At 68.4% G+C, this 22,582-nt stretch carries 21 protein-coding genes; 9 read left to right on the top strand and 12 right to left on the bottom strand.

What is annotated here, in order from left to right; translation table 11 throughout:
• Positions 1-119: 119 nt before the first annotated feature.
• Positions 120-2,339, top strand: a complete 2,220-nt coding sequence (locus F5X71_RS03530; RefSeq protein ID WP_167460651.1) for an LCP family protein — start codon at positions 120-122, stop codon at positions 2,337-2,339.
• 102 nt (positions 2,340-2,441) lie between these two features.
• Positions 2,442-3,104, top strand: a complete 663-nt coding sequence (gene phoU, locus F5X71_RS03525) for a phosphate signaling complex protein PhoU (protein WP_029901066.1) — start codon at positions 2,442-2,444, stop codon at positions 3,102-3,104.
• Between the two features lie 68 nt (positions 3,105-3,172).
• On the opposite strand, the gene pstB is transcribed toward phoU, so the two are convergent.
• The 6 genes from pstB to F5X71_RS03495 all read right to left on the bottom strand — a co-directional run bounded on the left by pstB (position 3,173) and on the right by F5X71_RS03495 (position 9,203).
• Entirely contained in the window at positions 3,173-3,949 is a 777-nt protein-coding gene (gene pstB / locus F5X71_RS03520) for a phosphate ABC transporter ATP-binding protein PstB (protein ID WP_167460650.1), read from the bottom strand.
• Positions 3,950-3,968: 19 nt separating this feature from the next.
• Positions 3,969-4,868, bottom strand: a complete 900-nt coding sequence (gene pstA, locus F5X71_RS03515) for a phosphate ABC transporter permease PstA (protein ID WP_167460649.1) — start codon at positions 4,866-4,868, stop codon at positions 3,969-3,971.
• On the bottom strand, positions 4,868-5,839 hold the full coding sequence (gene pstC / locus F5X71_RS03510) for a phosphate ABC transporter permease subunit PstC (protein WP_174817005.1): 972 nt from the start codon (positions 5,837-5,839) through the stop codon (positions 4,868-4,870). Before pstC ends, pstA begins: the two co-directional genes overlap by 1 nt.
• 129 nt (positions 5,840-5,968) lie before the next feature.
• Positions 5,969-7,081 (bottom strand): phosphate ABC transporter substrate-binding protein PstS, encoded by a 1,113-nt coding sequence (pstS, locus tag F5X71_RS03505; RefSeq protein ID WP_167460647.1) that lies wholly within the window; start codon positions 7,079-7,081, stop codon positions 5,969-5,971.
• A gap of 244 nt (positions 7,082-7,325) precedes the next feature.
• Complete coding sequence (gene mshD / locus F5X71_RS03500; RefSeq protein ID WP_167460646.1) at positions 7,326-8,276, bottom strand: mycothiol synthase; 951 nt, start codon at positions 8,274-8,276, stop codon at positions 7,326-7,328.
• Positions 8,277-8,438: 162 nt separating this feature from the next.
• Positions 8,439-9,203: a winged helix-turn-helix transcriptional regulator gene (locus F5X71_RS03495; RefSeq protein WP_167460645.1), complete on the bottom strand. Its 765-nt coding sequence runs from the start codon at positions 9,201-9,203 to the stop codon at positions 8,439-8,441.
• A gap of 194 nt (positions 9,204-9,397) precedes the next feature.
• Here F5X71_RS03495 and F5X71_RS03490 point away from each other — a divergent pair, with 194 nt between their 5' ends.
• From F5X71_RS03490 to F5X71_RS03465, 6 genes are all read left to right on the top strand, one after another.
• Positions 9,398-10,198 (top strand): LmeA family phospholipid-binding protein, encoded by an 801-nt coding sequence (locus tag F5X71_RS03490; protein WP_167460644.1) that lies wholly within the window; start codon positions 9,398-9,400, stop codon positions 10,196-10,198.
• Positions 10,195-10,635 (top strand): thioredoxin family protein, encoded by a 441-nt coding sequence (locus tag F5X71_RS03485; protein ID WP_167460643.1) that lies wholly within the window; start codon positions 10,195-10,197, stop codon positions 10,633-10,635. Before F5X71_RS03490 ends, F5X71_RS03485 begins: the two co-directional genes overlap by 4 nt.
• Positions 10,636-10,934: 299 nt before the next feature.
• Positions 10,935-11,453: a DUF4395 domain-containing protein gene (locus F5X71_RS03480; RefSeq protein WP_167460642.1), complete on the top strand. Its 519-nt coding sequence runs from the start codon at positions 10,935-10,937 to the stop codon at positions 11,451-11,453.
• 29 nt (positions 11,454-11,482) lie between these two features.
• The gene (locus F5X71_RS03475; protein ID WP_167460641.1) at positions 11,483-12,316 is read left to right on the top strand and encodes a sulfurtransferase; all 834 of its coding nucleotides are present in this window, start codon (positions 11,483-11,485) and stop codon (positions 12,314-12,316) included.
• Positions 12,317-12,318: 2 nt separating this feature from the next.
• Entirely contained in the window at positions 12,319-12,624 is a 306-nt protein-coding gene (locus F5X71_RS03470) for a DUF1416 domain-containing protein (RefSeq protein ID WP_014981486.1), read from the top strand.
• A 193-nt stretch (positions 12,625-12,817) separates the two neighbouring features.
• Positions 12,818-13,525 carry an FABP family protein gene (locus F5X71_RS03465; RefSeq protein WP_167460640.1) on the top strand — a complete coding sequence of 236 codons (708 nt, stop codon included), beginning with the start codon at positions 12,818-12,820 and terminating at the stop codon, positions 13,523-13,525.
• A gap of 359 nt (positions 13,526-13,884) precedes the next feature.
• Here F5X71_RS03465 and cydC read toward each other — a convergent pair whose 3' ends face one another.
• The 6 genes from cydC to F5X71_RS03435 all read right to left on the bottom strand — a co-directional run bounded on the left by cydC (position 13,885) and on the right by F5X71_RS03435 (position 21,227).
• Complete coding sequence (cydC, locus tag F5X71_RS03460) at positions 13,885-15,621, bottom strand: thiol reductant ABC exporter subunit CydC (RefSeq protein ID WP_238815697.1); 1,737 nt, start codon at positions 15,619-15,621, stop codon at positions 13,885-13,887.
• Entirely contained in the window at positions 15,618-15,755 is a 138-nt protein-coding gene (locus tag F5X71_RS03455) for a hypothetical protein (protein WP_167460639.1), read from the bottom strand. Before F5X71_RS03455 ends, cydC begins: the two co-directional genes overlap by 4 nt.
• Positions 15,752-17,560 (bottom strand): ABC transporter ATP-binding protein/permease, encoded by a 1,809-nt coding sequence (locus F5X71_RS03450; RefSeq protein WP_167460638.1) that lies wholly within the window; start codon positions 17,558-17,560, stop codon positions 15,752-15,754. Before F5X71_RS03450 ends, F5X71_RS03455 begins: the two co-directional genes overlap by 4 nt.
• Before the next feature lie 4 nt (positions 17,561-17,564).
• Positions 17,565-18,587, bottom strand: a complete 1,023-nt coding sequence (cydB, locus tag F5X71_RS03445; protein ID WP_167460637.1) for a cytochrome d ubiquinol oxidase subunit II — start codon at positions 18,585-18,587, stop codon at positions 17,565-17,567.
• A 9-nt stretch (positions 18,588-18,596) separates the two neighbouring features.
• Positions 18,597-20,096 (bottom strand): cytochrome ubiquinol oxidase subunit I, encoded by a 1,500-nt coding sequence (locus F5X71_RS03440; protein WP_167460636.1) that lies wholly within the window; start codon positions 20,094-20,096, stop codon positions 18,597-18,599.
• 210 nt (positions 20,097-20,306) lie between these two features.
• Positions 20,307-21,227, bottom strand: a complete 921-nt coding sequence (locus tag F5X71_RS03435) for an aminodeoxychorismate lyase (protein ID WP_167460635.1) — start codon at positions 21,225-21,227, stop codon at positions 20,307-20,309.
• A 182-nt stretch (positions 21,228-21,409) separates the two neighbouring features.
• Here F5X71_RS03435 and F5X71_RS03430 point away from each other — a divergent pair, with 182 nt between their 5' ends.
• Positions 21,410-22,522, top strand: coding sequence for a YgfZ/GcvT domain-containing protein (locus tag F5X71_RS03430; RefSeq protein ID WP_167460634.1), 1,113 nt, complete (start codon positions 21,410-21,412; stop codon positions 22,520-22,522).
• The last annotated feature ends 60 nt before the right edge of the window (positions 22,523-22,582 follow it).

The raw sequence follows: 22,582 nt of genomic DNA, 5'->3' as shown, positions 1-22,582 counted from the left end.
GCGGAACCTGTTCCACACTCGGGTGGCCGGCCGTGGCGGAATCGTTATCATTGCGGAATCGGTCAAGCCGGTCGAGTACGGCCCGAGGCGGCGACGTAGACGAAAAGCGAGGTTCGTTGGTGGGTGACGATCGGCACGGGCGTTCGCCACGGCCCGGAGATCGCGCCCCGTGGGAGCGCTATCCCACGGCGGAGAACACCGAGCGCGATGGGGCACGGACGGCGCGGCGATCGCGTCATACCGAAGCCGCCGCCGACCCCGGTGCGGCCCCGCTCACCGTGCAGGATCTTGTCGAGAAGGTCGACAACGAGCGCACCGGACGCAGGCGCGCGCAGGCCCCCGTCGCGCCGAGCCAGGACACCCGGCGCACGCCGCCCGCGGACCCGACGCTGCACCGCCAGGCCGAGCCACCACACCGGCCCGCCGAACCACAGCGTCGGCCGGAGCCGCCGCGCTCGCCGGACACCACCGGCCGCAGACAGGTCGTGCCGCCACCCTCCGCCCCGACCCGCAGACCGGGCGAGCCGCCCCGTCGCCCGGCCGAGCCACCGGCCCGCCGCAGCGCCGATCCGGTACCGCCGCGCACCGGCGGCACCCCGGTCGCCCAGGACATCGCGGGCGTGCCCCCGGCGCGTACCCCGAACCGGCGCGGCCCAGCCGAGGAGACCCGCGTCGTGCCCAAGGCGCGGCCGAAGCCGGAGACCGCCGAAGAGGTCACCGACATCCTGCCGCCGCTCGACGAGCCCGCGAAGGCCAAGCGCAAGAAGACCGACGAGGACGGTGCCGCACCACCCAAATCGGTCGGCGCCGCACCGCTGTCGCGGCTCGCGGCCAGCAAGCAGCGCCGCAACAAGCGGCTGCGCGCCGTCGGGCGCAGCACCCTGGTGGTGTCGGCGGTGCTGTGCCTGCTCACCACCGGCGGCGGCTGGAGCTACCTGCGCTCCACCGGCAACAGCTTCACCCAGATCTCGGCGATCGACGACAACACCGAGGACGTCGTCGACTCCAACGCCCAGCTCGGCGACGAGAACTACCTGCTCGTCGGCACCGATACCAGGGCGGGGGTGAACGGTCAGGTCGGCGCGGGCACGCTCGACGACGCCGAGGGCTCGCGCGCCGACACCGTCATGCTGGTGAACATCCCCAAGAATCGCTCGCGCGTCGTGGTGGTCTCGTTCCCCCGTGACCTGGACGTCACCCGGCCGCAGTGCAACGGCTGGGACAACGACAAGGTCCAGTACACCAGCGAGGTCTATCCCTCGGTGATCGGTGACAAGCTCAACGCGGTCTACGCGCTCGGCGGGCCCAAGTGCCTGTTCACCACGATCCAGCGCATGACGGGCAGCGCGATCAATCACTTCATCGCGATCGACTTCGCCGGCTTCGAGGCCATGGTCGACACCATCGGCGGCGTCGAGGTGTGCGCGCCGAAGCCGATCAAGGACGAGGTGCTCGGCACGGTGCTGGAAAATCCCGGTAAGCAGGTGGTCACCGGGCAGACGGCGCTCAACTACGTGCGCGCCAGGCACGTCTACGGCGAAGAACGCAGCGACTACGACCGGATCAATCGGCAGCAGCGCTTCATGGCGTCGCTGCTGCGCGGCGCGCTGTCGAGCAAGGTGCTTTTCGATCCGGGCAAGCTGAACAGCTTCATCCAGGCGTTCACCAAGCACACCTGGGTCGACAAGGTGCAGCCGTCGGATCTGCTCACCCTCGGCCGCTCGCTGCAGAAGCTGGACGCGGGCACGGTCACCTTCCTGACCATCCCCACCGCGGGCACCACCTCCTACGGCAACGAGATTCCGCGCGAGCAGGACATCAAGGCGATCTTCAAGGCGATCCGCGACGACCAGCCGCTGCCCGGTGAGAAGAAGGTGACCCCCGCCCCCGGGTCGATCCCGACCCCGCCGCCGTCGCCGCCGAAGCTCACCGCGGTCGATCCGAGCACCGCCTCGCTGCTGGTATCCAATGGCTCCGGGGTCTCCGGCGCCGCACAGCGGGCCGCCACCAAACTCGGCAACCAGGGCTTCCAGATCTACAACACCGGCAACTACTCCGGCGGCAACGAGCTCACCTCCAAGATCCGCTTCGGCGCCGGGCAGGAGGCCGCGGCCGCGACGGTGGCCAGCACCATCCCCGGTGCGCTGCTCGAGCCGGCGACCGATCTCGGCGGCATCATCGAGGTGGTGCTCGGCGGCGATTTCACCGGGACGATCAAGGCGCCGACACCGGTCGGCGACCCCATCCCGGACGTGACGGTCAGCGTCGCCCCTGCGACGCCGGTCACGTTGCCCGCCGACCTGGAACACGTGAACGCCGCGGACGAGACCTGTAAGTAGCGGTCGGGCGCTACCTGCGGTAACACCGACGCCGGGCATCGGCACCGGGCATTCACCCACCGTTCGTGACTTGGACAGCGCCGGGAACTAATGTCAGATTTCATGCGTGTCATCTACAACGAGCAAATGGCCGATCTCGCCCAGCTGCTGGGCGAGATGGCCGGTCTGGCCGGCTCGGCCATGGACCGGGCCACCCAGTCACTGCTCCAGGCCGACCTCGCTCTGGCAGAGCAGGTGATCACCGAGTCCGACCGGATCGCCGAGCTGATCCAGGACGCCGAGGAGCGCGCGTTCGCGCTGCTGGCCCTGCAGGCGCCCGTCGCGGGCGACCTGCGCCAAGTGGTGAGCGCGATCCAGATCGTGGCCGATGTCAACCGAATGGGCGCGCTGGCACTGCACGTGGCGAAGGTGGCCAGGCGCCGCCACCCCAATCACGCGCTGCCCGAGGCGGTCAACGGATACTTCGCCGAGATGGGCCGCATCGCGGTCAACATGGGCGCAGGCGCCAAAGAGGTGCTCGAGACCCGCGACCCGGAGCGCGCCGCGCAGCTCAACGAGGACGACGAGGCGATGGACGACCTGCACCGTCACCTGTTCACGCTGCTGATGGACCGCGACTGGAAATACGGTGTCGCCGCCGCGGTCGACGTGACCCTGCTCGGCCGCTACTACGAGCGCTTCGCCGACCACGCCGTCGAAATCGGCCGCCGCGTCATCTTCCTGGTCACCGGCGTCCTCCCCCCTGACCCCGACGCAGAATCCTGACCCCCTTGCGCCACAACTAATTACGGCCCACACCGAGAGGTGCGGGCCGTAATCGGTTGTGGGGTTGGTCAGCCGAAGCGGCCGGAGATGTAGTCTTCGGTGGCTTTTTGGCCGGGGTTGGAGAAGATCTTCTCGGTGTCGTCGATTTCGATCAGGCGGCCGGGCTTGCCTTGGGCTTCGAGGTTGAAGAAGCCGGTTTGGTCGCTCACGCGGGCGGCCTGCTGCATGTTGTGCGTGACGATGACGATGGTGAACTCTTTTTTCAGCTCGGTGATCAGGTCCTCGATCGCGAGCGTGGAGATCGGATCGAGGGCCGAACAGGGCTCGTCCATCAGCAGCACGTCGGGCGAGACCGCGATCGCGCGCGCGATGCAGAGGCGCTGCTGCTGACCACCGGACAGGCCGCCGCCCGGCTTGTCGAGCCGGTCCTTGACCTCGTTCCAGAGGTTCGCGCCGCGCAGGGAGCGCTCGGCGACCTCGTCCAGTTCGTTCTTGTTGCGCACGCCCTGCAGCTTCAGCCCGGCCACCACGTTGTCACGAATCGACATGGTGGGGAACGGATTCGGGCGCTGGAACACCATGCCGATGGTGCGCCGCACACCGACCGGGTCGACCTGCGAGCCGTAGATGTCCTCGCCGTCGAGCAGCACCGCGCCCTCGACGCGCGCGTTGGGCGTCACCTCGTGCATGCGGTTGAGCGAGCGCAGCACGGTGGACTTGCCGCAACCCGACGGGCCGATGAAGGCGGTGACACTGCGCGGCAGCACGGTCAGGTCCACGTCGGCGACCGCGTGGAACTTGCCGTAGAAGATGTTCAGGTCTTTGACGTCGATCCGCTTGGCCATCTCAGTTATCCGTTCGCTTCTATCGGTTCCGCGTGAGCAACTTGTTGGCGACCGCAGCGGCCGCGTACAGCAGCGCGATGAGCAGGATCAACGTCAGCGCCGCGCCCCACACCCTGGCCCGGCCCGCCGCCTCCGGGTTCGCCAGCTCCTGGTAGATCAGCAGCGGCAGCGACGCCATGTTGCCGTCGAAGAGGTTGGTGTTGATCGACTTGCTGTAGCCGACCAGCACCAGCACCGGCGCGGTCTCGCCCATCACGCGGGCGAGGGCGAGCAGGATGCCGCTGATCATGCCGGGCAGCGCGGTCGGCACCACGATCCTGGCGATGGTCTTCCACTTGGGCACGCCGAGCGCGTAGGACGCCTCCCTGAGCTCGTCCGGCACCAGCTTCAGCATTTCCTCGGTGCTGCGCACCACGACCGGCAGCATCAGCAGCACCAGCGCCAGCGACACCGCGAACGAGCTCTGCGGTGCGCCGAGGGTCGCGATCCAGAGCGCGAAGATGAACAGCGCCGCGACGATCGATGGCACGCCCGCGAGGATGTCCACCATGAAGGTCGTGGTCTTGGCCAGCAGGCCGCGGCCGTACTCGACCAGGTAGATGGCGGCCATGATGCCGAGCGGCACCGCGATCACCGCGGCGATCGCGGACTGCACGATGGTGCCGTAGATGGCGTGGTACACACCGCCGCCGGTCTGGTCCGGCAGGATGCCCTTCTGCGACTTCTGCCACCAGTCGATCGACAGGATCGACTCGAAGCCCTTGCTCACCACCATGATGAGCACCCAGGCCAGCGGGACGAGCGCGAGCGCGAAGCACAACCAGACAACGCCGGTCGCGATGTGGTTCTTGATCCGGCGCCCGGTGCTGATGTCGCGGAACGTCGGCGGTTTGATGGGCTTGTCGAGCGTTGCGGTCATTATCCGTTCACCCTTCCGCCTGCGACCAGCCGCGCGAGCGCGTTGACAACGAAGGTCAGCGCGAACAGCACGAAGCCCGCCGCGATGTAGGCGCCCGTCGGCAGCGGCGAGCTGAATTCCGAAGCGGCGGAAGCGATCTTCGACGCGAAGGTGTAGCCGCCGTCGAACACCGACCAGTGCCCGGCCTGCGCCGAGGTGCGCAGGACCACCAGCACCGCGATCGTCTCGCCGAGCGCGCGGCCGAGCCCGAGCATGGAGCCCGCGATCACACCGCTGCGGCCGTAGGGCAGCACCGTCATCCGCACCATCTCCCACTTGGTGGCGCCGAGCGCGTGCGCGGCCTCGATGTGCGCGGCCGGGGTGAGGTTGAAGACCTCACGCGAGACCGAGGTGATGATCGGCAGGATCATCACCGCGAGCACCACACCCGCGGTGAAGATGGTGCCGCCGCCGGCGATCGAGACGTTGCCGTCGGAGAACAGGAACAACCAGCCGAGCTTGTCGTTCAGGAAGGTCTGCACCGGCTCGAGTCGCGGGGCGAGCACCAGGAAGCCCCAGAGACCGAACACGATCGAGGGGACCGCGGCCAGCAGATCGACCAGCATGGCGAAGGGCCGAGACAGGGCCTTGGGCGCGTAGTGGGTGAGGAACAGCGCGATGCCGACACCGATCGGCACCGCGATCACCAGCGCGAAGATCGAGCTCAGCACCGTGACCATGAACAGGTCGCGGATGCCGAACCGTAGGTGGTCGGCGTTGCTGGTGTTGAACTCGGTGCTGGTGAAGAAGTTCGCGTCGTTCGCCACAACCGAGGGCACCGCGCGGATCAACAGGAACAGCGCGATCAGCGCGATGGCGGCGACGATGACAGCGCCCGATGCCGTGGCCAGAGACCGGAAGATGGTCTCGGCCCGATGGCTGTGGGCTGGTCGAACCTTTGCGGCTGGTTCGATGCTCGGTTCACTCGGCATGGGGGCTTTGTCTCCGGCCGCCCGCGGGCCCGTCGAATCCGACGAGCCCGCTGCGGTCACCTCAGGGTGCACGGACATTTCTCCGGGGCGGTCAGCCGGCGCAGCCGGCGGGGTGGGTAGGCACTGCGATTACGAGATGGCGTTGATCGCGGTGGTCAGCCGCGTCTTGAATTGTTCGGGGATCGGAACATAACCAGCCTCGTCGAGTCCCTTCTGGCCGTTGGTGGTCGCCGAGGTCAGGAATGCCTTGACCGCCTCGGCAGTGCTCGCGTCCGCGTACTTCGAGCACACGATTTCATAGGTGGGCAGGATGATCGGGTAGGCGCCCGCCGCGGTCGGCTTGTAGAACGAGCTGGTGTCGAGAACCAGGTCGTTGCCGTCTCCCTTGATCTTCACGCTGTCGATGGCCTTGCCCGCGGACGCGGCGGTCAGCTCGACCGGATCCTTGCTCGCCGAGGTGATGATCCGCGCGATGGACAGGTTCTGCGACTTCGCGAACGACCACTCGTTGTAGGTGATCGAGTTCTTGGTCGCCTTGATGGCGGCCGAGGTGCCCTCGTTGCCCTTCGCGCCCTCACCGACGCCGCCGGCGAACGCCTTGCCCGCGCCCTTGCCCCACGCGCCGTCGGCGGCGGCGTCGAGATAGAGCTGGAAGTTGTCGGTGGTGCCCGACTCGTCGGACCGGAAGATCACGGCGATCTTCTCGCCGGGCAGCTTCGCGCTCGGGTTGAGCGCCTTGATCTCGGGGGCGTCCCAGGTGGTGACCGCGCCGTTGAAGATCTTGGCGGCGGTCGGGCCGTCGAGCACCAGGTCGCTCACGCCGTCGATGTTGTAGGTCACCGCGATCGGGCCGAACACGGTCGGCAGGTTCCACGCGGGGGCGCCGCAGCGCTCCTGCGCCTTGGCCGGCTCGTCCTTCTTGGCGCTGAGCGGGGAGTCGGAGCCGGCGAAATCGGTTTGGCTGCCGAGGAATTCGTTGACACCCGCGCCGGAGCCGCTCGAGGTGTAGTTCAGGGTCTGTCCGTCGCAGTTGGCCTCGTAGGCGGCGATGAAACGTTCCATAGCGTTCTTCTGCGCCGACGAACCGCTCGCCTTGAGTGCCTTCTTGCCGCCGCAGGCGATGTCGGTCCTGGCCGTCGGACCGTTGCCGCTCGACGTGTTGTCATCGCTGCCACACGCCGCCAGGCCCATGACGCTGACCGCGAGCACACCAACGAGGGCGCTGCTGCGCTTGAGATTCACTATTCCTCCGGAAAGGCGTCCTACTCGTCCGGCCCCTCACCTGGCCCCGGACGGGTGATGTGGGTGCTGTTCGCGGGGAACCTGCGCACCAGGCAGCCGTAAGCTGCCCATCACTCAACGTAAAGTCACGTGGTTGACAGTTGGACCGACCTGAGTGAACGGCGAGTGAACAGCCAAGCGCGATTAGGGCGTTATGTGTGACATTAGCCCCAGTTTTACTCGCGCGCTCCCGGCCCGCCTTCCGCTATTCAGCCGACGCCGCCGAATAGGCCACGTCGACGTGGGCAGGCGCGAACCCCAACCGGGTGTAGGTGTGCACCGCGGCAGTGTTGTCCGCCTCGGTGTAGAGCAACACCTCGGCAAGGCCGCGATCGCGCAGGTGACGCAACCCCGCGAGGGTCAGCAGACGACCGAGCCCGCGCCCCTGCGCGGCCGGGTCGATGCCGACCACGTACACCTCGCCCACCGGCGGATTCTCGTCGTAATGCACCTTGGTCCAATGGAATCCGAGCAGCCGCGCGGGTTCGGCCGGGTCGGTCGCGAGGAACAGGCCCGCGGGATCGAACCACGACTCGGCACGTCGTGCGGCGATGTCGCGTTCGGTCCAGCCGCCCTGCTCCGGATGCCAGGCGAAGGCGGCGTTGTTCACCCGCAACAGTTCGGCGTCGTCGGCGGGGCCGGCGTAGGTTCGCAGGGTCACGTCGGCGCGCTCGGGCAACTCCGGTAGCTCCGGCGTTGCCAGGGCCCGTCGCATCTGCCACAGCTCGCGCGCGGTGGCCAGGCCGAGCCGGGCCGCGACGGCCTGTGCGGCGGGCAGATTCCCGTGCGCCCACACCCGGGTGCCGGACCCGCCCTCGGCGAGCGCGGCCGCGACCAGTTCGGACCCGACGCCGTGCCCGCGCGCGTCCGGATCCACCGCGACCTCAGCCATTGCCGGATGTTCGCCATGTGCCGCAACAAGATTCGCGTAGCCGACGGACACACCATCCCGGGTGGCGACGAGATGGCGCGCCGTCGCGTCCTCGGCCGCGGTCAGTGACAGGACCGCCTGTTCGGAGACCGGGGCGACACCGTCGGCAGCGCTCGCGCGGTGCAGGATTCGCCGGACCGCCGCGGCGGTGTCGGTGTCGACCCGATCCGCCCACTGGGCCGTCGCGACACCCGTTCCTCGGTCCGTCTGCCGGCGCTCGCTCACACTCGGTCCCCATTCCCACACTCGGACAACGTCATTGCCTCAGCTCAACACCGCGAGCGCGACGAACATTTCGCGACCGGCGGCGCGGAGCCGGTCATCGGCGCAAACACCGCGCCGACACCGGATGACGCACCGGTGTTCCGAATCAACGGTCCGTCGGCTTCACTGCGCCGAGCCGTTGACCGGCGCGAGCGGCGAGTCGTCGGTACCGTCCGGCTCGTCGTCCGGGAACGAGGTGGGCTCGCCCTTGGTCGCGGACCGCGACGGACGCACCGCCTTGTAGCCGACGTTGCGCACCGTGCCGATGAGCGACTCGTACTCGCTGCCGAGCTTGGCGCGCAGCCGCCGCACGTGCACGTCCACGGTGCGGGTGCCGCCGAAGAAGTCGTAGCCCCAGACCTCCTGCAGCAGCTGCGCCCGGGTGAACACCCGGCCCGCGTGCTGCGCGAGGTACTTCAGCAGCTCGAACTCCTTGTAGGTCAGGTCGAGCGGGCGCCCGCGCAGGCGCGCGGTGTAGGTGCCCTCGTCGATCACCAGCTCACCGAGGGTGATCTTGCCGGTGTTCTCCGGGCTCGCCACGCCGCCGTTGCGCCCGACCAGCAGCCGCAGCCTGGCATCGAGTTCGGCGGGGCCGGTACCGGGCAGCAGGATGTCGTCCAGGCCCCAGTCCGCGTTCACCGCGACCAGCCCGCCCTCGGTGAGCACCGCGACGACGGGAACAGAGGACCCGGTGCTGCCGAGCAACCGGCACAGCCCGCGCGCCGCCGCCAGATCGGTGCGGGCGTCGACCAGTGCGACATCCGCCGTACCCGCTTCGAGTAGGGAGGACACCTCGGTGGGCGCCGGGCGCACGTTGTGCGCCAGCAACGCCAGCGAAGGCAACACCGACTCGGGATCGGGGTCGGAGGTCAGCAGGAGCAGCTCCACAAGCTCTCCTCCCATCTCATAGCTCCGAGGACTACAGCCGCATTGCCGGGGCCACGTCGCTGATCACAGGTAATCGGATGCAAGATTAGCGTGTGAACCCCGATGACCTCGCCATCCGGGTTACCGACGCACCCCGTGAGATATGTCTGATACCGGAAACGCACCGTCGGAAGCGTCCCCGTTAAGGTTCATCAATGCGCAAGCTCATCATCGGGCTGCTGATTCTCGCGGGACTGGCAGTGGTCACTGATTTCAGCGTCGCGGCCTATTCGGAGTACCGGGTCTCGCGCGCGCTGCGCCAGGGCGCCGACCTCGCCGCCGAGCCCTCGGTAGCCATCAGTGGCGTCTCCTTCCTCGCTCAGTCGGTCAACGGCCGCTACGACGACGTCGTGATCAGGGCCAGCGGCAAGCGCCCCGACATTCGCGGCGAGTTCGAGATGGAGGCGACGCTGACCGGGATGCGCATCCCGCTGCGCGACCTGGTCGACGGCAGCCTGCGCAATGTTCCGGTGGAGCGGGTGGACAGTTCGATGCGCATCGGGCCCACCGAGCTCGGTCAGCTGTTCGGCATTCCCGACCTGCAGGTGAAGGGCCCGCCCGCGGACAAATCCGACGGCACCGGGGGCACCGGCGGCACCGGAATGACCGCGACCGACGGTGTGCTTTGCCTCACAGGCACTTTGCCCGAATTTCCCGGCGTACGGTTCGGTGGTGAAAACGTCGCGGTGCGTGCCGAATTGGTGCTCGACGGCACGCAGGTGCGGGTCACCGCGACCGGATCGTGCAAGGACACCAATACCTCGACCATCCCGGTGGCGATGCTCCCGGAGGCCGATCGACCGGCGGTGCTCGCGCGCTTCACCCGTACTATCGACATCAAAGAATTGCCGTTCGGTGTCCAGCCCGCGAAAGTCCGTGCCGACGGTGGCTGGATCGTCGTCCAGGGCACGGGTGTGAATGTCACGATCGACCTAGACCGATTGCAGCGACCATGATCGAAATCACAATTCTGGCAGTGATGTTGCTCGCCGCGTTGGCGGTTGGCCTGCTGCTGCGCCGCCGCGACGGCCGGATCCGCGCGGCGGACGTCATCGAGAACGGCTCGGCGCGGGCCGATCTGCTCGCCGCCGCAGGCGTGACCGGCGCGGGCCCCGCCGTGCTGCATTTCTCGGCCGAGTGGTGCGGCCCCTGCGCCGCGGTACGCCGGGTGGTCGCCGATGTGACCGGACAGCTGGCCACGTCGGAGCAGCCGCCACTGGACATCGAGATCGACATCGACGCCGACCCGATGCTCGCCAAGGAACTCAACGTGCTCTCGCTGCCGACCACGTTCGTCTTCGATAGCGAAGGGCGCGAACGCTTTCGGATCTCCGGCGTGCCGAAGGTGAGCGATCTTCGCTCCGCGCTCGAGCCGTTGACCGTCGCCGCCTGAACGTCCCGCACAGGTGCCTCGACAGGTTCCCCGGACCACTGTGACGAACCCGGGGTCCAATTCTCCCGCCTAATTGGGTAAACTGCTTTCGTGCTTTCCAACCACGAGCTGATGCTCACCCGACGCCGCACGGTTGATCTGTGCCGCCTCGGTGGTTGTTGCTGCCTGTGCCGCTGAGCGGTCGGCTTTTCCGGATTTCCTGACGCCGACCTTCGTCCGCCGCGCGAGTGATCTCTTGATCCCCCGGCGAACTGGCCAATTTTCAGCCATCAGTCGCATCCAGCGCAGGAGTACGCACAATGTCCACCGAAATTCGTAATACTTCCGAGAAGCAGCCAATTCCCCACGGACAGGTCGATGTTCGCGGACCGCGTTTCGCCGCGTGGGTCACCACCGCCGTCCTTGTCCTGGTGCTGATCGCCGCCATCTTCTCCCCCGTCGCGGCCGCGGTGCTGATCGCCATTCAGGCCGTCGTCTTCGCGATCGGCGCCGCCTACGGTCCGGGTAAGCACCCGTACGGGCGCGTCTACGCGAAATTCGTCGCGCCGCGCCTGGCCCCGACCACCGAAACCGAGCCGGTGCCGCCGCTGAAATTCGCGCAGCTGCTCGGCCTGGTGTTCGCGGCCGCCGGCCTGCTGGGCTTCGCGCTCGGCTCCACAGTCGTCGGCGCGGTGTTCGCCGGCTTCGCCCTGTTCGCGGCGTTCCTGAACGCGGCGTTCGGGATCTGCCTGGGTTGCCAGATCTACCCGCTGGTCGCCCGTTTCCGCCGGATAGCCGCACCGACCGGCGGTGGTCCCGGGTCCCCGGCACCGAACTGACCCTGCAAGTCATCTCTGAAAGGAACAACATGGCTCGCTCCGATGTCCTGGTCTCCGTGGACTGGGCCGAAGAGAACCTCAACGCCCCCGGCGTCGTCTTCGTCGAGGTCGACGAGGACACCTCCGCCTACGACGGTGGCCACATCGAGGGTGCTGTCCGGCTCGACTGGAAGAAGGACCTGCAGGATCAGGTTCGTCGCGACTTCGTGAACCAGGAGCAGTTCTCCGATCTGCTCTCGGCGCGCGGCATCTCGAACGACGACACGGTCATCCTGTACGGCGGCAACAACAACTGGTTCGCCGCGTACGCCTACTGGTACTTCAAGCTGTACGGCCACAACAACGTCAAGCTGCTCGACGGTGGTCGCAAGAAGTGGGAACTCGACGGTCGTCCGCTGTCCACCGCGGGCGTCAGCCGCCCGGCCACCCAGTACAAGGCCGCCGCCCCCGACGTCTCGATCCGCGCCTTCCGCGACGAGGTCATCGCGGCCATCGGCACCAAGAACCTGGTCGACGTCCGTTCGCCCGACGAGTTCTCCGGCAAGATCCTGGCCCCCGCGCACCTGCCGCAGGAACAGAGCCAGCGTCCCGGCCACATCCCCGGCGCGATCAACGTGCCGTGGAGCAAGGCCGCGAACGAGGACGGCACCTTCAAGTCCGAGGCCGAGCTCACCGAGATCTACAAGGAGGCCGGGCTCGACGGCGAGAAGGAGACCATCGCCTACTGCCGCATCGGCGAGCGTTCCTCGCACACCTGGTTCGTGCTGCAGGAGCTGCTCGGCCACAGCAATGTCAAGAACTACGACGGGAGCTGGACCGAATACGGCTCCCTCGTCGGTGCACCGATCGAGTTGGGAGCGTAAATATGTGTGCAGCACCTACCCAGGGCCAGGCCATCCCCGCCGGTGTCGATGTGGAGAAGGAGACGGTCATCACCGGCCGCGTCCTGAGCACCGACGGTCAGCCGGTGGGCGGCGCGTTCGTGCGCCTGCTCGACGGCAACGGTGATTTCACCGCCGAGGTCGTCGCCTCCGGCACCGGCGACTTCCGCTTCTTCGCCGCGCCCGGCGCGTGGACCGTGCGCGCGCTCTCCTCGGCCGGTAACGGCTCCGCGGAGATCCGCCCCGACGGCGCCGGAATCCATCCGGTCGACGTCGCGGTCGCCAAGTAAGAAACCGTACGCAGCAAACGACCCCGGTGGTCCCCCGCACTATGAGGAGAACCACCGGGGTCGTTTGTGTCCCGGCTCCAGCGAGTCGTTAGACTCCAAATGTGGTCCTCTTCTTCGAGATTCTGCTGGTGGCTGTCGCCGTCCTCATCGGATGGTTCGGCCTCTACGTCTTCTACCGGCTGTTCACCGAGTCATGAGCGAGCTCGCGAGCGAGGGTTCCGATCCAGCCGAGCGAGCGAGTGAACAACTGAACGGCAACGGTTCGGCGGATTCGGCTCCCCGCCGCAGCGGTGATGCCGCCGTGTCCGAGGCGGCCGAGCGCGCCAAGTCCACCGGCGTGCGTAACATCCCCGGCCTGCCCGACCTGCCGCTGCCCGAGGACACCGCGAACCTGCGCCTCGGGCCCGACCTGAGCTCCTCCATGCTCGCGCTGCTGCCCATGGTCGGCGTGTGGCGCGGCGAGGGCGAAGGCAACCACCCCGAGCGTGGCGACTACCGCTTCGGCCAGCAGATCATCGTCTCCCACGACGGTGGCGACTACCTGGCTTGGGATTCGCGCTCCTGGGTGATCGACACCGATGGCAACTACTCGGGCCCCGACCTGCGCGAGAGCGGCTTCTGGCGGGTCGGCATCGACGGCAACGACGAGGTCATCGAGCTGCTGCTGACCCACAGCACCGGCATCGTCGAGCTCTTCTACGGTCAAGCCCTCACCCAGTCATCCTGGGAGCTGGCCACCGATGTGGTCATCCGCAGCCAGTCCGGCATCGTGGTCGGCGGCGCCAAGCGCCTCTACGGCATCGTCGAGGGCGGCGATCTGGCCTACGTCGAGGAGCGCGTCGTAGCCGACGGGCCGCTGGAGCCCCGCCTCTCCGCTCGCCTGCAGCGCTACATCGGCTAGCGCTTTCTCCCTGGACGATTGATCACCAGGCAATGGTGGCGGAGCCTTCTCGCGCTTTGCCGCCACAGTTGCCTGGTGATCAATCGTCCAGGATCTTGCCGGAGTGGCGTGTGGGCGTCTTTCTGCCCGGTAAATAGGAACGACCCCCGAGCCATATCGCGGGTGTAAACACCTGCGCGATCCCGATCGGACAAGACCGGGGGCTCGGGGGCCGGGTGGCTGCCTGGTATTCGCTCAGCGCTCGCGCGAACGGAGACCGTTGCAGCGGTGGCGCTAGCGGACAGCCACCTCACGAGTCCTATGAACATACATTCTTCGAACCACCTCCTTCCTTGTGTAAGAACGAATTTAGCGAGGTGTCAGCGGGTCGGCAACGGAATTTCTCCGTGGGCGCACACGGGGCCGGTGCGGTCCGGAAAATGCGTCGTCACCTGGCCTGATGCGTCCACCTGGACGATGACGTCGGCGCGGTGGTCCACCGGGAGCTGATGTGTGACGACGACCACAGTTCGGTCGGGCTCGACCAGTCCGCTCTCGACGTCGAGCAGCTCGCGCAGCAGCTGCGCGCCCGCCTCGGCTTCCAGGTGCTCGGTGGGTTCGTCGAGCAGCAGCACCCGCGCGGGCGTCACGAGCGCGCGGGCGAGCAGGATACGGCGCCGCTGACCGCCGGACACCGCCGCGGCGCCGCCGATCAGATCGGTGTGCACGCCGTCGGCGAGGTCGTCCAGCCAGTCACCGAGACCCACTGTGCGCAAGGCCTTTTCCGCGTCCGCTGCGGTGAGGTCGCCGCAACCGACGCGCAGGTTCTCCAGCACCGACGTGCCGAACAGGTGCGCGTCCTCCGCGAAGAAGGTGACGCCGGGACGCGCGACAGCGAACAGCCCGGCCCACCGCATGAGCAGCGTGGTCTTGCCCGCGCCGCTCGGACCGACCACGGCGATCCGACGCCCGGCCGGGAGCTCCGAAAGTGACTGCGCCGACAAGGAATGCGGTGCCGCGGCGGTCAGATCGCTGGTCGCCGACGCGTGCTCGGCTTCCGCTGCGCCGCCGCCCTTGCCGGCATGCCCAGCGGACATGCCGTCGAGCTGGGTCAGGCGCTGCAGGGCGGCGCGGGCCGTGGTCAATGCCTGGGCGGCGGCGGGGAGCGGGCCGACCGCTTCGAAGGCCGAGAGCGGGAGCAGGACCAGGATGGTGAGCGCCATCGGTGTCATCGCGCCCGGCGCACCGCCATCGGGTCCGTAGACGGTGATGCCGATCAGCAAGGCGCCGAGCACACTCGCCCCGATCGCGAGCGGCGTGGCCGCCGCGGACCAGGCGCTGCGTGCCGCCGCTTTGTCCTCGGCGGCGACCGCTCGCGCCGAGGCTTCGGCCGCGGCGGCTAGCGCGGCATCGAGGCGGCCCGCGACGCGCAGTTCCGCCGCGTGCTCGAGCACGGTCAGTGATCGGGCGGTGAACTCGGCCCGGTCCGCGCGCACCGCACGTTCCGCGGCACGGGCGGCCTGCGCCGACAGCCAGGGCGCGAGTCCGCCGGAAAGCGCCAGTGCCGCAGCCAAAATGACCGCTGCGGCCACCGAGATGGCAGCGAGCAGTCCGATCGCGACGAGCGAAAGGACAACGGCCACCGCGACCGGGACGAAGACCCGCACCACCACCGCGCCGAGATCGTCGATATCGCTGCCCGTGCGGACGAGCAGGTCACCGCGACGCAGCGCCGTGGCGTTCGGTCCTTGGGCCGCACCCTCTTTCGACCGAGTGGGCCGGTGCAGCCAGAAATCCGATCGCGCCAGCGTGCGATACACCGTCGTGCGCGCCGTCGTCATGGCCCGCAACGCCACATCGTGGGTGGCCAGCCGCTCCAGATACCGGCACAGCCCCCGCGAAATGCCCAGTGCCCGTACGGTGACCACCGCGATGCTCAGGTCCAGCACCGGCGGCATCTGCCACGCCCGCGCGATCAACCAGGCCGCCAATGCCGCCAATGCGAGTCCGCTCCCGAGCGCCAGGACACCCCATCCCACCGCGACCATGACGCGCCACCGCGACAACTCCAGCAAGGCCCACATCCGGCGCAAGTCCTCCATCAGCGAGACCTTCATCCCCACCCCTCCTTCGAGAAGTCCTCTGCTGCCTGGTTTTCCCCGGTCATGTTCGCGAGCACGAAGATCCACAGGCCGTGGCGGCGCACGCCCGTCATCCCGGTCGTGATGCGACGCTGCCGCACGTTGCTCATCCCCCGGCCGCCGTCAATGCTTCGGTGGACGCGCGGACCATTACGACATGGTCGGCGGCGGCCAGGATCGTAGGCCGGTGCCCGACCACGATGACCGTGGCGCCCGCGCGTGCCCGTTCGCGCAGTGCCGCGAGGACGGCGGCTTCGCTGTCGGCGTCGAGATGCGCGGTGGGCTCGTCGAGCAGCAGGACCTGACGATCCGCGGCAAGAACTCTGGTGAGCGCGAGCCGTTGGCGCTGGCCGAGGGAGAGACCCACACCACCCAATCCGACGAGGGTGTCCCAGCGGTCCGGCAGCCCATCGAGCACCGAATCGAAACCTGTTGCGAAACATGCCGATTCGAGGTCACTCAGCACCCTCGCCGCCCCGTGCGCCACCGGCGCCCCCGCCTGTGCCCCGAACAATTCGAGGTTGTCCCGCAGCGTGCCGGGCACCAACACGGGCCGCTGCGGCAGCCAAGCGACCCGCCCCCACCACCACGCCGAATCCAGTTCCCGCACATCCACCCCATCGACCGTCACCACCCCCCGATCCGGCCCGATCAAGCCCAAAATCGCCTGCACCGCCGTAGATTTCCCACTTCCATTGGGCCCGGCGAGCACCGTCACCGCCCCCGGCCGAAACACCCCGGACAACCCCTCCGGCGCAAACCCCCCACGCGTCCCCACCGCTAACCCCCGCACCTCCACAACCCCAGCCCCAACCTGCCCACTACCCGCATCGCCACGAGTCCTCGCTGCGTCCGCTGAGTCGGCCGCTTCCCCGGAATCGGTTGCCGGGTTCTTCGATTCGAGGACGGCGAAGGCGCGGTCGGCGGCGGCCATGCCGTCTTGGGCGGCGTGGAAACGTTCGCCGACCGTGCGGAGGGGGAGGTAGACCTCGGGAGCCAGGATCAGGGCGACCAGGCCGGCGTAGAGGCTCATTTCGCCGAAGACCAGGCGTAGGCCGATGGAGACGGCGATCAAGGCGACGCTGAGGGTCGCGAGCATTTCCAGCACCATCGACGAGAGGAAGGCGATGCGCAGCGCGCGCATCGTGCGCTGCCGCAACGCGTCTCCCAACTCGCGCACCCTCGGCGCCATCGTGGTCCGGCGCAGCTGGGCGGCGTCCAGCTTCACCTCCCCCGAACCAGTTCCCCCGGAACCGGTTTCGCGCCCCAGCGCCCGCAGCGTGGGCATCCCGGCGAACAGGTCGAGTAGCTGGCCGGACAGACGGGTGGTCGCGGCCAGGGTCGCTTCGGCACGCCCCTTGGTCAGCAGACCGATGAGGATCATGAAGATCGGGATGAGCGGCAGGGTGACGACCACGATCAAACCCGAGATCGGGTCGTGCACCGCGATGACCGCCAGCACGATCGGTGGCACGAGCACTGCGAGCAGCAGCGCGGGCAGGTATCCGGTGAGGTAGCCGCGCAACCCGGACAACCCGGTGCCGACGACCACCGCGAGTTCTGTTCGGCGGGTTTCGAGTTCGCGGGGCGGCAGTCGCGCGCCCGCGATCAGCACCGCGGTCTCGAGCTCCGCGACCACCCCGGCGCCGGCCCGGTGGCCGAGGCGCGCCTGCCACCAGGTGGCGAGCACGCGGATACCGATTACGACTGCGAGCAGCAGCATTTCGGTGCCCCACGCGCCGAGCGTGCGCTGGCCGGGCTCGGTGATCACCCCGGCCAGCACCCGGGCGAGCAGGACCGCCGCGACGACGATCGATCCGGTGATCGCCAGCGACAGCAGCACACTCAGCACCAGGTAGCGGCGAGCCGAGCGGGCGTACCGCCACAGGCGCGGGTCGACAGGCGGTCGAGCCATGAGCTCAGTCCTTCAAGGAAAGCCCGATGGGCGCGGGGATGTGGTCGACGGTGATCCGCTTGCGGAACACCCAGTACGTCCAACCTTGGTAGAGCAGTACCACCGGTGTGACCACGACTGCCGCCCAGCTCATCACCTTCAGCGTGTACGGCGTGGACGACGCGTTGTGGATGGTCAGGTCGAACGCGGCATCGATGGTGGAGGGCAGCACGTTCGGGAACAGCGACCCGAACAGCAGCGCCGTGGCCGCCGCCACGGTGACGGCGGTGCCGGTGAAGGCCCAGCCGTCCCGGTCCGCGTATACCGCGACGGACGCGGCGACGAGGCCGAACACGGCAAGCCCCAACGCGATCCACGTCCACCCGGTGCCGTAGGCCAGCTGGGTCCACACACCGAAGCCACCGACCACCGCGGCGGCGGGCGCCAGCAAGAGCTTGGCGGTGCGCTGGGCATCGCTGCGCACCTCGCCGCCGGTCTTCAAGCCGAGGAAGACCGCGCCGTGCAACGCGAACAGCAGTCCGGTGGTGAGTCCGCCGAGCAGTGCGTAGGGACCGAGCAGGTCCCATACCGAGCCCGCGAACTGCTTCTTCTCGTTCAACGGCACGCCGCGCACCACGTTCGCGAAGACCCAGCCCCACGCGAATGCCGGTATCCAGGAACCGATTCCGATGCCGAGGTCACAGCGCGCCCGCCAGCGCGGGTCGTCGATCTTGCCGCGGTACTCGATCGCGCAGATCCGCAGGATCAAGGCCACCAGCAGCAACAGCAGCGCCAGGTAGAAGCCGGAGAACAGGCTGGCGTACCACTCGGGGAACGCGGCGAACATCGCGCCGCCCGCGGTGATCACCCAGACCTCGTTGCCGTCCCACACCGGCCCGATCGTATTGAGCACCACCCGCCTTCGGGTATCGGAGCCCTTGCCGAGGATCGGCATCAGCATGCCGACGCCGAAGTCGAAGCCCTCCAGCACGAAGTACCCGGTGAACAGCACCCCGATCAGCACGAACCAGAACTCTTGCAGACTCATCGTCGGCTCCTAGTAGGCGAACGAAAGTTGTTCGACGGCAGGCTCTTCGCCGGAGCCACCGGCCGGTCCGGCGGGTTTGTCCGGCCCCGAGCCGGTGGGCGGGCTCGCGGCGGGCCGATCCGGTCCGTGCACCACGTAACGCCGCATCAGGTAGAACCAGACCACGGCGAGCGCGCCGTACAGCAGCGTGAAGGTGATCAGCGAGAACAGCACCACACCTGGCGAATGATCGGACACGCCCTGCTGCACGGTCAGCCGCAGGTTCGGGTCGCCGGTCGGATTGGGCGCGACAACCCATGGCTGCCTGCCCATCTCGGTGAACACCCAGCCCGCGCTGTTGGCCAGGAACGGTGTCGGAATGGCGAGCAGGCTGAGCCAGCCGAACCAGCGCTGGTTCGGCACCCGGCCGCGCCGGGTGAGCCACAGGCCTGCCAGTGCCAGCAGGGCCGAGCCGGCGGCGAGGCCGATCATGGCGCGGAAGGACCAGTAGGTGACGAACAGGTTGGGCCGGTAGTCGCCGACTCCGAACTTCGCGTTGTACTCCTGCTGCAGGTCGACGACACCGGGCAGGGTGACATCGCTGAACTTGCCTTTGGCGAGGTAGGGCAGCACGCCGGGCACCTCGAGCACGTGGACGACGCTGTCGCAGTTGTTGTGCGTGCCGACCGTGAGAATGGAGAAGTCCGGGTCGGTCGCGGTGTGGCACAACGATTCCGCCGAGGCCATCTTCATCGGCTGCTGCTCGAACATCAGCTTGCCCTGCGTGTCACCGGTGATGAAGAGGGCGCCGAGCGATATCAGCATCACCCAGATGCCGACCAGCGCGGCGGGCCGCCACATGCCGCGGGCCTCGGCGATTTCGGCGGCGTCTCCGGTGCGCGCCTTGCGCACCATCCACCAGCCCGCGATACCGGCGACGAAAGTGCCCGCTGTGGCGAAGGATCCGGCGACCACGTGCGGAAAGGCCGCCAGCAGTGTGTTGTTGGTGAGCACCGCGACGATGCTCTCCAATTCGGCGCGGCCGGTCTCCGGGTTGAACCGCGCCCCGACCGGATGCTGCATGAACGAGTTGGCGGCGACGATGAAATACGCCGAGGCGTTCACGCCGATGGCGACCATCCAGATCGCGGCGAGGTGCGCGAGTTTCGGTAGCCGGGACCAGCCGAAGATCCACAGGCCGAGGAAGGTCGATTCCATGAAGAAGGCGACCAGGCCCTCCAGCGCGAGCGGTGCGCCGAACACGTCGCCGACGAAGCGGGAGTATTCGCTCCAGTTCATGCCGAACTGGAATTCCTGCACGATGCCGGTGGCGACGCCGAGGGCGAAGTTGATCAGGAACAGCTTGCCGAAGAATTTGGTCAGCCGGAGCCAGTGCTCCTTGCCGGTGATCACCCACGCGGTCTGCATGGCGGCGACCAGCGGCGCGAGGCCGATGGTCAGCGGCACCAGCAGGAAGTGGTAGACGGTCGTGATGCCGAACTGCCATCGCGAGATGTCCAGCGCGTTCACCTTTGAACCTCCTGCCGGTCTACGACATGTCGTAGTAAGACTACGCCGGAGGCAGGATCGAGCAATGCGGCGTAGGCCACGACACACCGGGACTTTCGGCCGCGAGCAGGCATTTTCCGAGCTCGGGCACGCCGGACCGCGCCGCGGTTAGACGCAGATCACCCCTCGGCGCCGGTTGCGGGCAGTCAACCGAACGCCACGAGGTGGTCCTCACCAGTCGCCGATGGCACCCGCTCGCTCGATGCCGCGATCCACCAGTTCGATGATCTCGGCGGCGTTGTCCGGCGCCGACATCCGCAGTCCGTCCAGCGAATTCACCCGCGCCGCCAGCGAGATGCTGGAGAGCAACCAGATGCTGTCACAGGTCAGCAGATCCGCGGTGAACAGTGACTTGTAGGTGCACTCCCAACCGGCCTTCTCCGCCTCGGCGAACAGCGCGCGCTGGGTGACGCCCGGCAGCACACCGTTTTTCGCGGGCGGGGTGAGCAGTTGCTTGTCCCGCGCGATCACCACCGACGAGCGCGGACCCTCCAGCACCCGGTTCTCGGTGCTGGTGAAGATCACGTCGTCGGCGCCCATCCTGGCCGCGAAACGCAGCGCCGCCATATTGGAGGCGTAGGAGAGCGTCTTCGCGCCGAGCAACTGCCACGGCGCGGCCTGCGCGAGGTCGATCGAGATGCCCCGCGAGAGGGTCACCACCGCAACGCCTTCGGTACGCGCCTTCTGTACCCGATCGGGCACGGGTAGTACCAGCACGTAAGCCGTCGGCACGGGCACCGCGGCCGCGAGATCGCCGGAGGTCACCTTTTCCGCCACCCCGGACAGCTCCGAGTCGCGCCCCCTGGTGAGCACCAGCCGCATCACACCCTCGCGGTCGGCGCCCCACTCCTTGGCGGCCCGCTCCACCGCCGCGCGCCACCGGCCGAGCTCCGGCTCCGGCAGATCGAGCGCCTGCGCCGAGCGGCGCAGCCTGCCTAGATGGAATTCGATCGCGCAAGGATTGCCCGCGCGCACCAGCACCGTTTCGAAAATACCGTCGCCTCGCAGGAGGCCGATATCGTCCGCATACACCAACGGCGCGTCCGCGTCCCGGACCGCGCCGTCGAGTGAGACAAGAACCCGATCTACCATGCGTCGAGACTAGGCGGTGTTGGTTGGTCGCGCTGAGGTCACGGCAGAGTTCGACGCATCTTTTACCGCGGGTCGTGCGGAGCCCTCAGCGCGCCGCCGACCCGACGCGCGCGAGCCACCGGGAACGCCGTCCGCGAGCCCCGGTTCAGGCACCCGCGGCCGCGCCCGCCTACAGTGGAAACGTGTCCGTGGTCGTTGCGCCCAGCCCTGTCCTCACTACCGCGGGAGCCGTCGCGGGAGCACCCGGCTCGCCTGATGCCGCGGTGGCATGGCACTACGGTGACCCGCTCGGTGAACAGCGCACCGCCGTGCGGCGGGCCGCGGTCGTCGATCGCTCGCACCGATTCGTGCTGAGCATCGCCGGCGCCGAGCGCCTGACCTGGCTGCACACCATCACCAGCCAGCACATCGCGGCCCTCACCGAAGGACAGTCCGCGGAGAGCCTCGACCTCGACCTCAACGGCCGGGTGCTCAACCACTTCGTGCTCACCGAACTCGACGGCACGGTGTGGATCGACACCGAGGGCGACCGCGGCCCGGCCCTGCTGGAGTTTCTGCGCAAGATGGTCTTCTGGGCCGACGCGCAACCGGTCGAGTCCGAGCACGCGGTGCTGAGTCTGCTCGGCCCGCAGGCGCCCGAGGTGCTCGCGGCGCTCGGCATCACCACCGTGCCCGGCGTCTACGAGGCCGTCGCGCTGCCCGGCGGTGGCTTCGTGCGCCGGATGCCGTGGCCGAGCGCCGACTCGTTCGACCTGCTGATCCCCCGCGCGGAACTGGCCGACCGGTGGCGGCTGCTCACCGAGGCAGGCGCCGCGCCCGCCGGTATGTGGGCCTTCGAGGCGCTGCGGGTCGCCGCCGTGCGCCCACGCCTGGGCCTCGACACCGACGAGCGCACCATCCCGCACGAGGCCCGCTGGATCGGCGGCGTCGCCGAGCACGGTGCGGTCCACCTGGACAAGGGCTGCTACCGCGGTCAGGAGACCGTGGCGCGGGTGCACAATCTCGGCAAGCCGCCGCGCCATCTGGTGCTGCTGCATCTCGACGGTTCCGCCGACGAGCGGCCGGCGCCTGGCGACGACGTCACCGCGGGCGGCCGGGCCGTCGGCCGGTTGGGCACGGTGATCGACCACTACGAACTCGGCCCGATCGCGCTCGCGCTGATCAAACGCACGATCCCGGTGGATGCCCAGCTCACGGCCGGTCCGACCGCCGCGTCCATCGACCCCGATTCGGTGCCCGCCGACGACGCACCGCAGGCGGGCAGGCTCGCCGTCGATCGGCTGCGCGGCCGCTGAACCGAGCGATGATCATCGAATTCCGAACGGGCGCAAGGCACGTGCCCGCGCGCCTGCTCG

Source organism: Nocardia brasiliensis (genome assembly GCF_011801125.1).
GTDB classification, from domain to species: domain Bacteria; phylum Actinomycetota; class Actinomycetes; order Mycobacteriales; family Mycobacteriaceae; genus Nocardia; species Nocardia brasiliensis_C.
This window is presented reverse-complemented; position numbering and strand designations above follow the sequence as displayed.

Bases quoted from the DNA above. Each gene is read 5' to 3' on its own strand.
- phoU (WP_029901066.1), top strand. From the start codon at position 2,442: ATGCGTGTCATCTACAACGAGCAAATGGCCGATCTCGCCCAGCTGCTG.
- pstB (WP_167460650.1), bottom strand. From the start codon at position 3,949: ATGGCCAAGCGGATCGACGTCAAAGACCTGAACATCTTCTACGGCAAG.
- pstA (WP_167460649.1), bottom strand. From the start codon at position 4,868: ATGACCGCAACGCTCGACAAGCCCATCAAACCGCCGACGTTCCGCGAC.
- pstC (WP_174817005.1), bottom strand. From the start codon at position 5,839: ATGCCGAGTGAACCGAGCATCGAACCAGCCGCAAAGGTTCGACCAGCC.
- F5X71_RS03490 (WP_167460644.1), top strand. From the start codon at position 9,398: ATGCGCAAGCTCATCATCGGGCTGCTGATTCTCGCGGGACTGGCAGTG.
- F5X71_RS03485 (WP_167460643.1), top strand. From the start codon at position 10,195: ATGATCGAAATCACAATTCTGGCAGTGATGTTGCTCGCCGCGTTGGCG.
- F5X71_RS03480 (WP_167460642.1), top strand. From the start codon at position 10,935: ATGTCCACCGAAATTCGTAATACTTCCGAGAAGCAGCCAATTCCCCAC.
- F5X71_RS03475 (WP_167460641.1), top strand. From the start codon at position 11,483: ATGGCTCGCTCCGATGTCCTGGTCTCCGTGGACTGGGCCGAAGAGAAC.
- F5X71_RS03470 (WP_014981486.1), top strand. From the start codon at position 12,319: ATGTGTGCAGCACCTACCCAGGGCCAGGCCATCCCCGCCGGTGTCGAT.
- F5X71_RS03465 (WP_167460640.1), top strand. From the start codon at position 12,818: ATGAGCGAGCTCGCGAGCGAGGGTTCCGATCCAGCCGAGCGAGCGAGT.
- cydC (WP_238815697.1), bottom strand. From the start codon at position 15,621: ATGAAGGTCTCGCTGATGGAGGACTTGCGCCGGATGTGGGCCTTGCTG.
- F5X71_RS03455 (WP_167460639.1), bottom strand. From the start codon at position 15,755: ATGAGCAACGTGCGGCAGCGTCGCATCACGACCGGGATGACGGGCGTG.
- F5X71_RS03450 (WP_167460638.1), bottom strand. From the start codon at position 17,560: ATGGCTCGACCGCCTGTCGACCCGCGCCTGTGGCGGTACGCCCGCTCG.
- cydB (WP_167460637.1), bottom strand. From the start codon at position 18,587: ATGAGTCTGCAAGAGTTCTGGTTCGTGCTGATCGGGGTGCTGTTCACC.
- F5X71_RS03435 (WP_167460635.1), bottom strand. From the start codon at position 21,227: ATGGTAGATCGGGTTCTTGTCTCACTCGACGGCGCGGTCCGGGACGCG.